The sequence below is a fragment of the Haloplanus salinarum genome (assembly GCF_009762275.1).
Lineage (GTDB): Archaea > Halobacteriota > Halobacteria > Halobacteriales > Haloferacaceae > Haloplanus > Haloplanus salinarum.
The window spans coordinates 109,605-121,300 of sequence record NZ_CP034345.1 but is presented as its reverse complement, the minus strand read 5'-3'; the positions used below and the strand labels follow the sequence as shown (position 1 = coordinate 121,300).

Here is an 11,696-nt window from a genome sequence, read left to right as displayed (position 1 = left end):
TCCGCGCATGAACGCCGCGGCGACGATCCGCGAGTACTACGAAGCGCTCCGTCGGGGTGAACCGCTCTATCCCTACTTCGCGGAACGCCCGGACGTGGTGAAGTTCGGCGTCGGCGAGCGACTCGTCGGCTACGACGCCGTCGCCGAGGGCCTGCGCGAGCAGACCCGAACGACCGAGGACTGGACCGTCGAGAGCCGTGACCTCCGGGTGACGGAGCGTGACGGCCACGCCTACTTCTCGGACTCGGTGTCCATGGCCTGGACCGACCGGGCGGCCGACCACGAGTACGCGCTCTCGACCCGGTGGAGCGGGACGCTGGAACCGCGGGACGAGGAATGGCTGTTCGTCGGCATGCACGTGAGCACGCCGTACGTCGACGGGTGATGGTCGGGCCGAGCCTCTCCGAGGACGACCGGCGAGCCGCCTCCCGGCGGCTCAAACTCGGCTTCGTCGCGCTGGTCGGCGTCTCTGGCGGATTCGTCGCCCTCGCCGCGGGCGCGACGCCGGTACAGGGGCTCCTCGCCACCCTGGGTGGTCTCCTCGTCGGCGGCCTCCTCCTCGGATACCTCGGACGGGTCGGCCGTGACTGGCGATCGGCGCGGCGGCGCTGAGGCTACGCCCCGTCGACCCGTGCCAACCACCGCTCGGGGGCGTCGAGTTCGGCGTCGGTCGGTAGGTTCTCCGGGCGGTCCCACACCGCGCTCGCACCCGTCAGTCCCCGGGCGTCGGCGACGGCCTCGAAGAAGGCGGCGCCGCGCTCGTACTGTCGGCGCTTCAGACCGAGGCCGAGCAGGCGCCGGGCCAGCCGGGCGACCGGACCGCCACCCTGTCGGCGGGCGTCGAGTTTCGCCCGCAGGTCCGCGTAGTCGTCGTCGAAGGCGCGGTCCATCAACAGCTCGGCGTACCCCTCGACGGCGGTCATGGCCGTATCGAGTTCCCGGAAGGCCTCGCGGTCGAGGTCCCCCGCGACCAGGCCGTCGATGCCGCGTTCGAGTCGGGTTTCGAGGTGCGTCGAGAGCCAGGGCGCGGCGCCGAACTCCGCGGCGTGGGACACCTCGTGGAAGGCGATCCAGCGCCGGAACCGCGGGCGGGAGACGTCGAGGTCGTCCGCCACCGAGACGATGTTCGGATGGACGAAATAGAGGCAGTGCTCGCGGTCGGCGGGGTCGGCCTCCGCGAGGAGGAGGGGGTCGTACTGCCCGAGGACGTTCCGCCCGAGGAAGGCGAGCAACAGGGTACAGGTCCCAGTGTTGACGACCCGAGAGACGTCGGGAAGGAGGACTTCCGGTCCCTTGGCCTCCATCGGCGCCATCACCCGCCGGAAGGTGTCGACGTTCGCGTCGATCCAGTGGTGGCGGTTCTGTATCTCGACGGTCTCCGGCAGGTCGAACTCGACGCCGCCCAGCCGACGCAGTCGGTCGCGGGCGTCGCGGACGTCGGTCGCGTACCCCTCGCGTTCGGCGTCGGTGAGCGTCAACTCGCCCGGCGCCGTCCCGTCCTTGGCCGCGTCGGCGACGGCCGACCAGTCGACGTAGCCCGTCCCCGAGGCGCCGGTGACGGTGCGCACGCTCCGGAAGATGTCCATACCCGACGGTACGGTGGGTGCGTGAAAACGCTTCCGTAGCGGCCGCTGTGAGCCGTGACGTCCCGAAAAGTGACTCGGTCGCGGCTTAGATGCCCGCCTCGAAGTCGTCGAGGGCGTAGGCCGGCTCGGCGCCGCGGCGGTCGAGCGTCTCGTTGGCGAGCAGCCAGTAGACGACCGACAGCGCGCGCCGACCCTTGTTGTTCGTCGGGATGACGAGGTCGACGTTGCTGAGCTGGTTGTTCGAGTCGCACATGGCGATGACGGGGATGCCGACCGTGATGGCCTCCTTGACCGCCTGCGAGTCGCCGATGGGGTCGGTGACGACCAGCACGTCCGGCTCGATGTAGCCGTCGTAGTCCGGGTTCGTCAGCGTCCCCGGGATGAACCGCCCGGTGCGAGCGCGGGCGCCGATGGCCTCCGCGAACTTCTCGGCCGGGAAGCGACCGTACTGGCGCGAGGAGGTCACGAGGACCTGCTCGGGCGAGTAGTTCGCGAGGAAGTCCGCGGCCGTGCGGATGCGACGGTCGGTCTGGCTCACGTCGAGCACGTACAGCCCGTCGTCACGGACGCGATGGATGAACCGCTCCATGTCCTTGGTCTTCTGCTGGGTCCCGATGTGAACCCCCGCGCCGAGGTAATCCTCGACCGGGATGAGGAGGTCGGCCTCGTCGTCGGGCATCACGTTCTCGTCGAACGGCGAGGCGTCGTCCTCGGCGTCGTCCGTCTCTGCCTCGGGGGCCTCGTCGGCCGCCTCGGCGGTCGGTTCCTCCGTCTCCACGGCACCGGCGTCGGGGTCGGGCGCCTCGTCGGCCGCCTCCTCGTCCTCGACGTCGGCGAGTTCGTTGTCGTTGTCAGTCATACAGCGTCCTCCGCGATGCGGATGAGTTCGTTGAGCTTGGCGGTTCGCTCGCCGCCGACCGTGCCCGTCTTGATGAAGGGGGCGCCGGTCGCCACGGCGAGGTGTGCGATAGTCGTGTCCTCGGTTTCGCCCGAGCGATGCGAGACGACGGCCTCGAGCCCGTTACGGGTCGCGAGCTCCACCGCGTCGACGGCGTCCGAGAGCGTCCCGATCTGATTGGGCTTGACGAGGATGGCGTTGCCCGCCCCCTCGTCGATCCCGCGACGGAGCCGCTCGACGTTGGTGACGAAGAGGTCGTCGCCACACAGGACCGTCCGGTCGCCGACCCGGTCGGTCAGGTCGGCGAAGCCGTCGAAGTCGTCCTCCTCGACCGGGTCCTCGACGTACGCGAGGTCGTACTCGTCGACCAAGTCGGCGATGTAGTCGACCTGCTCGTCGGGCGTCCGCTCGACGTCGCCGTAGCGGTAGACCTCGCTCTCGGCGTCGTAGAGTTCCGACGCCGCCACGTCGAGACCGACCGCTACGTCGAAGCCGACGTCCGCGGCGACGTCGTCGGTCGCGGCGGCCACGATATCGAACGCCTCGGCGTCCGTGACCGCGGGCGCCCACGCGCCCTCGTCGCCCTTGCCGGCGGGCATGTCCCGTTCGTCGAGCAACTCGCCGATCCGGTCGTGGACCGCCGCGTTGGCGAAGACGGCCTCCGAGACGTTCGGCGCGCCGTGCGGGACGGCGAGGAACTCCTGGATGTGCGTGGCTGCCTTGGCGTGCTCGCCGCCGCCGAGGACGTTCCCCAGCGGGATCGGGAGGTCGCCACCGCGGAAGGTCCCGCCGAGGTGCTGGAAGAGCGGTGCCCCAAGCACGTCGGCGCCGGCCTTCGCGGCCGCCATGGAGATGGCGACGGCGCTGTTGGCGCCGACCGTCGAGAAGTCGTCGGTGCCGTCCGCGCCGCGCAGGGCCGCGTCGACCTCCCGCTGGTTGCCCGCGTGGACCTCGTCCACGAGACGGGGGACGGCGTGCTGGCGGGCCGACGCGATGGCCTCGCCCGGCGGGAGTTCGATGGCCTCGTACTCGCCCGTAGATGCACCGCTCGGTGCAGCCGCACGTCCGAACCCGCCGGAGTCGGTCAACACGTCCGCCTCGACGGTCGGGTTGCCCCGCGAATCGAGGATCCGACGCAGGCTCACCGAGCGAATCAGCGTCATTTGCCCTCCCGCCTGACCGTGAAGGGGAGCACCCCGGCGTCGTACTCCTCGGCCGCGACGAGGATCGGCTCGCTTTGCTCCGTCTCGACGAGCACCGGCGCGCCGTAGGACACCTGCAGGGCTCGCGCCCCGAGGATGCGTGCCTTCTCGTATCGGTTGTAGCGTCCCTGACTCATTGGTAGGGGGAGACGACGTCGACCAGGTCCTTGTGCGAGACGAACATGCGCCGACAGCAGTGTCGGCTCACGCCCAAGTCGTCGAGCACCTCGGCGGGGTCCTCACCCTCGTCGAGGCGAGCCTGGTACTCCTCCCAGTGCTCGCCGATGACCTTCCCGCACGTGAAACACCGGACTGGGATCATCATGGGTGGATCACCTCAGCGGTAGGACTTCTGGTAGCGGGCCCGCGCACCGGGACCGCCCCACTTCTTGGGTTCGGACTGGCGAACGTCGTTGACCAGCAGCGACCGGTCGAACTCCATGAACGCGTCGCGGAGTTCGGCGTCGTTGTGATGTTGCACCAGCCCGCGGGCGATGGCAGTTCGGACGGCGTCGGCCTGTCCGGCGAAGCCGCCACCGGAGACGCTCACGTCGATATCGACCGTATCGCGGAGGTCGTCGCCGGCGATGCGGAACGGCTCCAGCATCTTCAGCTTCGAGAGGTCCGGTTCGACCAGTTCGACGGGTTGGGAGTTGATGCGCACGCGACCCTCGCCCTCGCGCACCGTGGCGCGGGCGACGGCCGTCTTCTTCTTGCCGCTCGTGTTGGTTACCATGTGACGTTCGCACCCAGTTGTTCGGAGACGTCTCCGAGGGAGACGAATTTGATGTTCGAGAGGCGATCCAGCGACGTGCCCTCGAGCACGTCGCCGTCCTCGTCGAAGGGGTTGCCGACGTAGACGCGGACGTTCTCGAACGCCTCGCGACCGCGCGGCTTCTTGTAGGGCAACATTCCGCGGATCGACCGCTTGAAGATGCGGTCCGGCCGCTTTGGGTAGTACGGCCCGCTGTCGGAGCCCAGCTCCGCACGCTTGCGGTAGGTCTCCATCGTGGACTCCTCGTTGCCGGTGATGACCGCGTCCTCGGCGTTGATGACGGCGACCGTCTCGCCGGCGAGGGCGCGCTGGGCCACCTCGCTGGCGACCCGGCCCATGATGCAGTCCCGCGCGTCGACGACCACGTCGGCGTCGAACTCGGCGAGGCTCATCGAATCACCCGGACGTTGGAGCCCTCGGGGTTCGACTCGGCGACGTGTTCCAGTCGCTCGGCCGCCCCGACCTGTTCGATCTTCCGTCGCGCCGTCGACGAGAAGTCGACGGCCGCGACGGTGACGTTCTTTTCGAGCACACCGCTTCCCAGCACCTTACCGGGAACGACGACGGTCTCCTCTTCGCGGGCGTACCGTTCGATCTGCCCGAGGTTGACCTCCGCGTGGGTGCGCCGTGGCTTCTCCAGGCGGTCCGCGACGTCCTGCCAGACACCGGCACCGGACTCGCGAGAGACCGCCTTCAACTCGGCGATGAGACTATTGAGTCTCGGATTGGTCTTACTCATTGTCTACCTCCAGAAGGGAGTGCAGGGAGCAGGATTTGAACCTGCGGACCCCTATGGGACAGCGCCCTGAACGCTGCGCCGTTGGCCTGACTTGGCTATCCCTGCACGCATGTCGCAGTATCGGTCGCCCCTTCAAACCAGTTTCGATTCCCGTACCCCGCCGGGCCACGGCGCTCGTGGCCGTGGCCGTCGGCGCGGGTGCGGACGTCGAAGGTGGTGTTCGGGGCATCGTGGGGTCTCAGACTGCGACTTTCGTCTCTAGTTCCGCCGCGCGGGCGCCGATCGATTCGGCGGCGCGCGTGACCAGTTCCTCGACGCTGAACGACCCGTCCGTCTCCACGTGGAAGACGAAGGCGTCGGGCACGTCGTGTACCTCCAGTTCCTTGCCGGGGTATCGGTTGGTGAGGTCGTGATCGAACTCGTCGGTCGCGACGAGTTCGCCGTCCTCGGTCTCGATGACCCCGCGAAGGATGTTCGGCTCCTGTTCGTCGAACTCGCCGGCGTCGCCGACGACCTCGACGCGCTGGAGGTGGCGGTAGCCGACAGCCACGCCGCCCTGATGTTTGGCGTGTTCGCGGCCCGTATCGAGGACGGCGTCCGCCTCGAGTTCGATCCGCTGTTGCTCTTTGAGCTCGATGATCGGGATGTTGTCGTCGGCGGGTTCGACCATGGCGTCGGACGTCTCGATGTCGCCCGAGTAGGCCGTCGCCGGGCCCTCGACGTCCAGGGCAAGCGTCACCGTCTCGCCCACCTCGAAGTCGTCGAGGGGGGTCGTCAGCGGCACCAGTCCCAGTCGGAGACCGATCATCTCGTCGAACATCACGGACGAGTTCTCGACGAACCGGACGGTGTCGATCGAGAAGGTCGGCACGTCGGCGATCATCGCCCGGCGGATGCCGTTGGCGAAGGCCGGCGACGCGCCCCGGACGAGAAAGCGTGCGTTCCGATCGTCGCGTTCGATGAACTCGACCTCGAAGTCGGCTACCATGATGTTAGAGGCGGCTGTTTTTCGGCGCGCGAGTGCCGTCGTGCGGCATCGGCGTCACGTCCTCGATGCGGCCGATCTCCAGGCCGGCACGGGCGAGCGCACGGATCGTCGCCTGTGCGCCCGGCCCGGGGGACTTGTTGCCGTTGCCGCCGGGGCCACGGACGCGAACGTGGACGCCCTCGAGGCCGGCCGCGAGGGCCTCCTCGGCGACCACTTCGGCCATCTGCATGGCCGCGTACGGCGACGCCTCGTCGCGGTTCTGTTTCACGACCGTCCCGCCGCTGGATTTGGCGAGCGTCTCCGCGCCGGTCTGGTCGGTGATCGTGATGAGCGTGTTGTTGAACGACGCGTGGACGTGGGCGATGCCCCACTTGTCCTGCGGTTCTTCGGCGCTCATTCCTGGGCCTCCGCGCGTTCGGGGTGCAGGTCGTCGGCCAGCGGACTGTTCTCGTCGAAGGCGACGGTCGGCTGCTCGTCGACCTCCACCTTCTTCGAGGGCGTCCGCACGCGGGCGCCGTCGACCGTGACGTGTCCGTGGCTGACGAACTGGCGGGCCTGCTGGGGCGTGTTTGCCAGCCCCTTCCGGTAGACGACCGTCTGCAGCCGTCGTTCGAGCAGGTCGGTCACTTCGAGCGAGAGGACGTCGCTGATGTCGTCCTGCTCGTCGAGGATGCCGAGTCGCTGGAGCCGGGCGACGAACTCGCTGCCGGCCTCGGCCGCCACCTCGACGTCGCCCTGGGCGTCGCCGAGCAGTCGTCGCGCCTCGCGGCGCATCTCGCGCAGTTCGGACTGGGCGCGCCAGAACTCCTGTTTGTTCTTCAGGCCGTAGCGCCCGAGGAGGTCCGCCTCCTCGGCGATGCGTTCGCCCTGGTACGGGTGGTTCGGCGTCTCGTAGAACTTGGTGTTCTTACCGGTCGTCATGCTTCGTCTTCCTCCGCAGCTTCCTCTTCGGCCATGTCTTCCTTGATGGCCTCGACGTTGACGCCGATGGTGCCTTCGGTGCGGCCGGTGGACTTCGTCCGCTGGCCGCGCACCTTCTGTCCGCGCTTGTGTCGGACGCCACGGTAGGAGTCGATCATCTTCATCCGGTTGATGTCCTGCGTGCGCGTCTGACTGAGGTTGGAGCCGACTCGATGGCTGCTCTCGCCGGTGTAGAAGTCGTTCCGGCGGTTCACCATCCACTCCGGGACTTCGTCGCCGAAGTTCTCCACGACCCCGATAATGCGGTCGATTTCGTCGTCGTCGAGGCGCCCGAGCGTGGCGGTTCGATCCACGTCGGCCGCGTCGGCGACGATGCGCGCCGTGCGCTTGCCGATGCCGTTCATGTCGGTGAGGCTCCGCTCGACGGCCTTCGTCCCGTCGAGGTCGGTCTGTCCGATTCGGACGAAGTACCGAAGGTCTTCGTCGTCCTCGGGGGAGCCGTCCTGTGGTTCTTCTGCACTCATGGATATCTGGGTGCGAGCGTTGCGGCGGGGATTCGAACCCCGGAGGCTTGACGCCACAGAGTTAGCAACCCTGCGCCTTGGGCCAGGCTTGGCTACCGCAACACCTGCGTTCGTGTTCGTATCGTCGCCCTACTCGGACTCGGGGCCGGACGCCCCTGCAGCGTATGCACTCGGATCAACCCGGGGACGGTACTTAAACATCACGAAAGGAAGGGGGCGTGGGGCGCGGTTACACGGGCGGTCGGCGGACGCGTCCGCGGGGCGAGCGGCTCAGACCGTCGGCGTGCCGAGGTATTCGTCGTTGACTTCCCACTCGCCGCGGTCGTTCTTGACCATGTACTCGCCGTAGTAGGGGACGCGGTTGGCCACCGTCTCCCGGAACGTCTCCCGGATCTCCGCTTTCGTCATCTCGCCCATCGACCGGAGATCGTCGTTACGGTTGAGACAGCCCTTGAGGTAACCCTCGTGGGTGACGCGGACGCGGTGGCAGTTGGCACAGAACGTCGGGTTCTCGACGGGGTCGACGATCTCGACCATGCCACGCTCGGCCGGCGGGGCGGTCGGGCCGTCCGGATCCGTTCCGCTCACCCAGTAGCGTTTCCGGTCGTGCATCTCGCGGTGTTCGATCTCGTCGGCGATATCGGCCAGCCAGTCGTGGACGCGCCCGATGTCGATGTTCCACTCGGGCTTGCCGGTGAGTTCGGGCATGTACTCGATCAACTGGAGCTGGAGGCCGTCGTTCTCGGCGACGTGCTCGACCATGTCCTCGACGTAGCCCGCGGTGTGCTCGAAGACGACCATGTTCAGTTTGACGGGGTCGAGCCCCGCGTCGAGGGCCGCCTCGACGCCCTCCATCACCTTGTCGTAGGCGCCGGATTTCGTGATCTCGGCGAAGGCGTCGGGATCGAGAGCGTCCTGGGAGACGTTGACCCGTTCGAGACCGGCGTCGACCAGGTCCGGCGCCCGCCCGGGCAGGTAGGTCCCGTTGGTGGTCATCGACACCTCCATCGAGTCGGGAGTCCGGCGGATGATCTCCTCCAAGTCGCCCCGGAGCATCGGCTCCCCGCCGGTGAACTTCACGCTGTCGACGTCGAACTCCGCGGCGACCTCGAGGAACCGGACGACGTCGTCCGTCGACATCTCGTCGTCCTGTGGATCCATCGGACCCCGGGTGTCCCCGAGCCCCTCGTTGTGACAGTAGACACAGTCGAAGTTACAGCGGTCGGTGAGCGAGACGCGCACGCCCGAAACCTCGCGCCCGAAGTCGTCCTCCAGCATTCTACCCGATAGTTCGTCCGGAGAGGCTTAAATGGAGACGTTTTATCGGGGGTAGTGTAACCGCATTCAGTTACATACCGTCGCCCGAGTTCGCATCCTCGGTTTCACCGAGGGGAGGTCGACAAAACCCTTATCCGACGTTCACGCCGAGGCTACCGCATGGACGAAGCCGACGTACGGGAGCTGCTCGGCCGGGTCGAGGACCCAGATCTCGGCGACGACATCGTGTCGCTGGGACTGGTCAACGGCGTGGCCGTCGAGGCCGGGACCGCCAAGGTGTCGCTGGCGCTCGGGGCGCCCTACGCCCCGACGGAGAGCGCCATCGCCGCCGACGTCCGCGAGGTGCTCGCCGACGCCGGACTGGACGTGGAACTCACGGCGAAGCGGCCGGCCGAACTCCGGGACGACGAAGTGTTGCCGGGCGTGAAAAACGTCGTCGCCGTCGCCTCCGGCAAGGGCGGCGTCGGCAAATCGACGGTCGCGGTGAACCTCGCGGCCGGCCTGTCGAAACTCGGCGCCCGCGTCGGCCTGTTCGACACCGACGTCTACGGCCCGAACGTGCCACGGATGCTCGACTCCGAGGATCCGCCGACTGCGACCGACGACGACACCATCATCCCGCCCGAGCGCTACGGGGTGAAACTCATCAGCATGGCGTTCATGGTCGGCGAGGACGACCCGGTGATCTGGCGCGGCCCGATGGTCCACCAGGTGCTCACCCAACTCGTCGAGGACGTCCAGTGGGGCGAGCTCGACTACCTCGTCCTCGATTTGCCCCCGGGGACGGGCGACACGCAGCTCACCATCCTCCAGACCCTCCCGCTCACGGGCGCGGTCATCGTCACGACGCCCGAGGAGGTGGCCGTCGACGACGCCCGCAAGGGGATCCGGATGTTCGGCCGCCACGACACCAACGTTCTCGGTCTGATCGAGAACATGAGCTCGTTCGTCTGTCCGGACTGCGGCGGGGAACACGACGTGTTCGGCTCCGGCGGCGGCCGCGGCCTCGCCGAGGCGAACAAGCTCCCCTACCTCGGCGGCGTCCCCCTCGACCCCGAGATCAGAACCGGCGGCGAGCCGATGGTTCTGAAGGAGGACAATCCGACCGCCGACGCCTTCCGTGTCATCACCGAGGACGTCGCCAACAACGTCGGCGTGGTCAACCGTCGCCGCGTCTCGGACACCTGAGGGCCGTCGACGGGACGAGCCGCCGCACCAACCCCGGCCGACCGCTTTTGTGTCCGGGGCGCGAGAACGGCGTGTGAACCCAGCACAGGAAGACCCCGACAACCCGTTCGGCATGGACACCGACTGTCGGAACTGTCCGAACCTCTGTGACGTGCGAACGAACGTCGTCCACGGGTACGGCGACGTCGCGGCGGACTTCATGTTCGTCGGTGGGCGTCCGGGACCGGGCGCGGACCGAACCGGCGTCCCCTTCACCGGCGACGGCGCCGGCCGTCGCCTCCAGCGGATCCTCGGCGAACTCGGGTTCTCGAACTCGCCGCCGGACGCCGCCGAACCCGAACTCGACGGCGCGTATCTCACCTACCTCACGCGCTGTCGTCACCCCGACCGCGGGCCGACGAGCGAGGAAGTCGGCACCTGCGACCCCTACCTGACCGCGGACCTGCGCATGATCAACCCGGAGATCATCGTCCCGGTCGGCGAACTCGCGCTCCGGGAGGTGGCGGTCGAACACACGACGCGGGACGCCGAATCGCTGGACGTCGAGGCGTGTCACGCGACGACGATCCGGGGCCGCGGGTTCGAACTCGTGCCCATGCGGGCGCTCGACGACCAGACCGACGCGCAGACCGAAGCGTTCGTCGAACACGTCGCCGAGTCGGTCCTCGGACGCGATTACCGACAGACGAAAGGCCGGAGCGGCGCCCGCGACTGATACGGATTACTGTAACCGTTTACCGGTAAGAACTTACGGTAAACAGTACGAGCCGGTCGTCACCGGACCGGCGCGTTCAAGGCCACGCCGCCACGAGCGGGTGACATGACCACCATCGCCGTCATGGCGGCCCCTCCTCGTGAGGGATTGGTCGCCACCGACCTCGCGGCGACGAGTCCGTTGACCGAGGCGGAGGCCGCGGAGTGTTACGCCGCGATGCTCCGGGACGTCCTCGTCGCCGTCTCCGAATCGGGGGCCGACCTGCTCGTCAACTACCGACCCGACGAACTCCTGCCGGCGGACCACGTCACCGACACGGCGGCCGCGGCGGAGGTGCGGGCGCTCGCCGCCGCGGCGCTCGACGACCCCGGCGAGGTGCGGTTCGAGCCCCAGGTGGGGTCGACGTTCGACGCCCGCGCGGGCAACACGATTACGCACCTCCTCCGCGAGGAGGGAGTCACCTCGGCGGCCGTCGTCGAGCCGACGGCGCCGTTTCTCACCCGTACGCTCGTCGACAACGCGGCCATGAAGCTCCGGCGCGCGGAGGCCGTCCTCGGCGTGTCGACTCGCGGTCGGACCTACTACGCCGGCTTCACCGAACCGATCGACTTCGCCGACGCCTTCGCGGCGCCCGCGTTGGAGACGGTGACCGACCGCAGCCGGGCGGCCGGCCACGAGGTGGACTTCCTGCCGATTCAGCCCGTCGTCGAGACGGGGACTGACCTGCTCGACGTGGTGCCGGCGTTGAACGCGCGGGTCGCGGCCGAACGGATCGTCCCCGCGAACACCGCCGCCTTCATCGATCGAACGGGTCTCCGGGTCGTCCACGACGACGGCGAACCGCGGCTAGCCCGGGACTGACGACCGGGGACCGACAGGCCT

The 11,696-nt window shown here is 68.3% G+C and carries 18 protein-coding genes and 2 tRNA genes; 5 read left to right on the top strand and 15 right to left on the bottom strand.

What is annotated here, in order from left to right; genetic code table 11:
* The first annotated feature begins 7 nt into the window (after positions 1-7).
* The gene (locus EI982_RS01875) at positions 8-385 is read left to right on the top strand and encodes a nuclear transport factor 2 family protein (RefSeq protein ID WP_157687872.1); all 378 of its coding nucleotides are present in this window, start codon (positions 8-10) and stop codon (positions 383-385) included.
* On the top strand, positions 385-612 hold the full coding sequence (locus EI982_RS01870; protein ID WP_157687871.1) for a DUF8527 family protein: 228 nt from the start codon (positions 385-387) through the stop codon (positions 610-612). The genes EI982_RS01875 and EI982_RS01870 overlap by 1 nt, the downstream gene beginning before the upstream one ends.
* 2 nt (positions 613-614) lie before the next feature.
* On the opposite strand, the gene EI982_RS01865 is transcribed toward EI982_RS01870, so the two are convergent.
* From EI982_RS01865 to moaA, 15 genes are all read right to left on the bottom strand, one after another.
* Positions 615-1,586: an Rv3626c family coenzyme F420 biosynthesis-associated protein gene (locus EI982_RS01865; protein WP_157687870.1), complete on the bottom strand. Its 972-nt coding sequence runs from the start codon at positions 1,584-1,586 to the stop codon at positions 615-617.
* An 85-nt stretch (positions 1,587-1,671) separates the two neighbouring features.
* Positions 1,672-2,445 (bottom strand): 30S ribosomal protein S2, encoded by a 774-nt coding sequence (gene rpsB / locus EI982_RS01860; protein WP_157687869.1) that lies wholly within the window; start codon positions 2,443-2,445, stop codon positions 1,672-1,674.
* Entirely contained in the window at positions 2,442-3,647 is a 1,206-nt protein-coding gene (gene eno, locus EI982_RS01855) for a phosphopyruvate hydratase (protein ID WP_157687868.1), read from the bottom strand. Before eno ends, rpsB begins: the two co-directional genes overlap by 4 nt.
* Positions 3,644-3,823 carry a DNA-directed RNA polymerase subunit K gene (locus EI982_RS01850; protein WP_049936586.1) on the bottom strand — a complete coding sequence of 60 codons (180 nt, stop codon included), beginning with the start codon at positions 3,821-3,823 and terminating at the stop codon, positions 3,644-3,646. Before EI982_RS01850 ends, eno begins: the two co-directional genes overlap by 4 nt.
* Positions 3,820-4,011: a DNA-directed RNA polymerase subunit N gene (locus tag EI982_RS01845; protein WP_157687867.1), complete on the bottom strand. Its 192-nt coding sequence runs from the start codon at positions 4,009-4,011 to the stop codon at positions 3,820-3,822. Before EI982_RS01845 ends, EI982_RS01850 begins: the two co-directional genes overlap by 4 nt.
* 12 nt (positions 4,012-4,023) lie before the next feature.
* On the bottom strand, positions 4,024-4,422 hold the full coding sequence (locus tag EI982_RS01840; protein ID WP_157687866.1) for a 30S ribosomal protein S9: 399 nt from the start codon (positions 4,420-4,422) through the stop codon (positions 4,024-4,026).
* Complete coding sequence (locus tag EI982_RS01835) at positions 4,416-4,853, bottom strand: 50S ribosomal protein L13 (RefSeq protein ID WP_157687865.1); 438 nt, start codon at positions 4,851-4,853, stop codon at positions 4,416-4,418. Before EI982_RS01835 ends, EI982_RS01840 begins: the two co-directional genes overlap by 7 nt.
* Positions 4,850-5,200: a 50S ribosomal protein L18e gene (locus EI982_RS01830; RefSeq protein WP_157687864.1), complete on the bottom strand. Its 351-nt coding sequence runs from the start codon at positions 5,198-5,200 to the stop codon at positions 4,850-4,852. Before EI982_RS01830 ends, EI982_RS01835 begins: the two co-directional genes overlap by 4 nt.
* A 20-nt stretch (positions 5,201-5,220) precedes the next feature.
* A tRNA-Leu gene (locus EI982_RS01825) sits at positions 5,221-5,305 on the bottom strand.
* 133 nt (positions 5,306-5,438) lie between these two features.
* Positions 5,439-6,188 carry a DNA-directed RNA polymerase subunit D gene (locus EI982_RS01820; RefSeq protein WP_157687863.1) on the bottom strand — a complete coding sequence of 250 codons (750 nt, stop codon included), beginning with the start codon at positions 6,186-6,188 and terminating at the stop codon, positions 5,439-5,441.
* Between the two features lie 4 nt (positions 6,189-6,192).
* Positions 6,193-6,585: a 30S ribosomal protein S11 gene (locus EI982_RS01815; RefSeq protein WP_157687862.1), complete on the bottom strand. Its 393-nt coding sequence runs from the start codon at positions 6,583-6,585 to the stop codon at positions 6,193-6,195.
* Positions 6,582-7,109, bottom strand: a complete 528-nt coding sequence (locus EI982_RS01810) for a 30S ribosomal protein S4 (RefSeq protein WP_157687861.1) — start codon at positions 7,107-7,109, stop codon at positions 6,582-6,584. Before EI982_RS01810 ends, EI982_RS01815 begins: the two co-directional genes overlap by 4 nt.
* Positions 7,106-7,633, bottom strand: a complete 528-nt coding sequence (locus tag EI982_RS01805) for a 30S ribosomal protein S13 (protein ID WP_157687860.1) — start codon at positions 7,631-7,633, stop codon at positions 7,106-7,108. Before EI982_RS01805 ends, EI982_RS01810 begins: the two co-directional genes overlap by 4 nt.
* Before the next feature lie 17 nt (positions 7,634-7,650).
* A tRNA-Ser gene (locus tag EI982_RS01800) sits at positions 7,651-7,735 on the bottom strand.
* Between the two features lie 168 nt (positions 7,736-7,903).
* On the bottom strand, positions 7,904-8,911 hold the full coding sequence (moaA, locus tag EI982_RS01795; RefSeq protein WP_157687859.1) for a GTP 3',8-cyclase MoaA: 1,008 nt from the start codon (positions 8,909-8,911) through the stop codon (positions 7,904-7,906).
* 159 nt (positions 8,912-9,070) lie between these two features.
* Between moaA and EI982_RS01790 the strand changes: the two genes are divergently transcribed.
* The 3 genes from EI982_RS01790 to EI982_RS01780 all read left to right on the top strand — a co-directional run bounded on the left by EI982_RS01790 (position 9,071) and on the right by EI982_RS01780 (position 11,675).
* Positions 9,071-10,099 (top strand): Mrp/NBP35 family ATP-binding protein, encoded by a 1,029-nt coding sequence (locus EI982_RS01790; protein WP_157687858.1) that lies wholly within the window; start codon positions 9,071-9,073, stop codon positions 10,097-10,099.
* A 73-nt stretch (positions 10,100-10,172) separates the two neighbouring features.
* Positions 10,173-10,814 carry a uracil-DNA glycosylase gene (locus EI982_RS01785; RefSeq protein ID WP_394352056.1) on the top strand — a complete coding sequence of 214 codons (642 nt, stop codon included), beginning with the start codon at positions 10,173-10,175 and terminating at the stop codon, positions 10,812-10,814.
* A 105-nt stretch (positions 10,815-10,919) separates the two neighbouring features.
* Positions 10,920-11,675 (top strand): DUF2064 domain-containing protein, encoded by a 756-nt coding sequence (locus EI982_RS01780; protein WP_157687857.1) that lies wholly within the window; start codon positions 10,920-10,922, stop codon positions 11,673-11,675.
* The last annotated feature ends 21 nt before the right edge of the window (positions 11,676-11,696 follow it).

Excerpts from the sequence above, each read along its gene's own strand:
- EI982_RS01875 (WP_157687872.1), top strand. The coding sequence starts at position 8 with ATGAACGCCGCGGCGACGATCCGCGAGTACTACGAAGCGCTCCGTCGG.
- EI982_RS01870 (WP_157687871.1), top strand. The coding sequence starts at position 385 with ATGGTCGGGCCGAGCCTCTCCGAGGACGACCGGCGAGCCGCCTCCCGG.
- EI982_RS01865 (WP_157687870.1), bottom strand. The coding sequence starts at position 1,586 with ATGGACATCTTCCGGAGCGTGCGCACCGTCACCGGCGCCTCGGGGACG.
- rpsB (WP_157687869.1), bottom strand. The coding sequence starts at position 2,445 with ATGACTGACAACGACAACGAACTCGCCGACGTCGAGGACGAGGAGGCG.
- eno (WP_157687868.1), bottom strand. The coding sequence starts at position 3,647 with ATGACGCTGATTCGCTCGGTGAGCCTGCGTCGGATCCTCGATTCGCGG.
- EI982_RS01850 (WP_049936586.1), bottom strand. The coding sequence starts at position 3,823 with ATGAGTCAGGGACGCTACAACCGATACGAGAAGGCACGCATCCTCGGG.
- EI982_RS01845 (WP_157687867.1), bottom strand. The coding sequence starts at position 4,011 with ATGATGATCCCAGTCCGGTGTTTCACGTGCGGGAAGGTCATCGGCGAG.
- EI982_RS01840 (WP_157687866.1), bottom strand. The coding sequence starts at position 4,422 with ATGGTAACCAACACGAGCGGCAAGAAGAAGACGGCCGTCGCCCGCGCC.
- EI982_RS01835 (WP_157687865.1), bottom strand. The coding sequence starts at position 4,853 with ATGAGCCTCGCCGAGTTCGACGCCGACGTGGTCGTCGACGCGCGGGAC.
- EI982_RS01830 (WP_157687864.1), bottom strand. The coding sequence starts at position 5,200 with ATGAGTAAGACCAATCCGAGACTCAATAGTCTCATCGCCGAGTTGAAG.
- EI982_RS01820 (WP_157687863.1), bottom strand. The coding sequence starts at position 6,188 with ATGGTAGCCGACTTCGAGGTCGAGTTCATCGAACGCGACGATCGGAAC.
- EI982_RS01815 (WP_157687862.1), bottom strand. The coding sequence starts at position 6,585 with ATGAGCGCCGAAGAACCGCAGGACAAGTGGGGCATCGCCCACGTCCAC.
- EI982_RS01810 (WP_157687861.1), bottom strand. The coding sequence starts at position 7,109 with ATGACGACCGGTAAGAACACCAAGTTCTACGAGACGCCGAACCACCCG.
- EI982_RS01805 (WP_157687860.1), bottom strand. The coding sequence starts at position 7,633 with ATGAGTGCAGAAGAACCACAGGACGGCTCCCCCGAGGACGACGAAGAC.
- moaA (WP_157687859.1), bottom strand. The coding sequence starts at position 8,911 with ATGCTGGAGGACGACTTCGGGCGCGAGGTTTCGGGCGTGCGCGTCTCG.
- EI982_RS01790 (WP_157687858.1), top strand. The coding sequence starts at position 9,071 with ATGGACGAAGCCGACGTACGGGAGCTGCTCGGCCGGGTCGAGGACCCA.
- EI982_RS01780 (WP_157687857.1), top strand. The coding sequence starts at position 10,920 with ATGACCACCATCGCCGTCATGGCGGCCCCTCCTCGTGAGGGATTGGTC.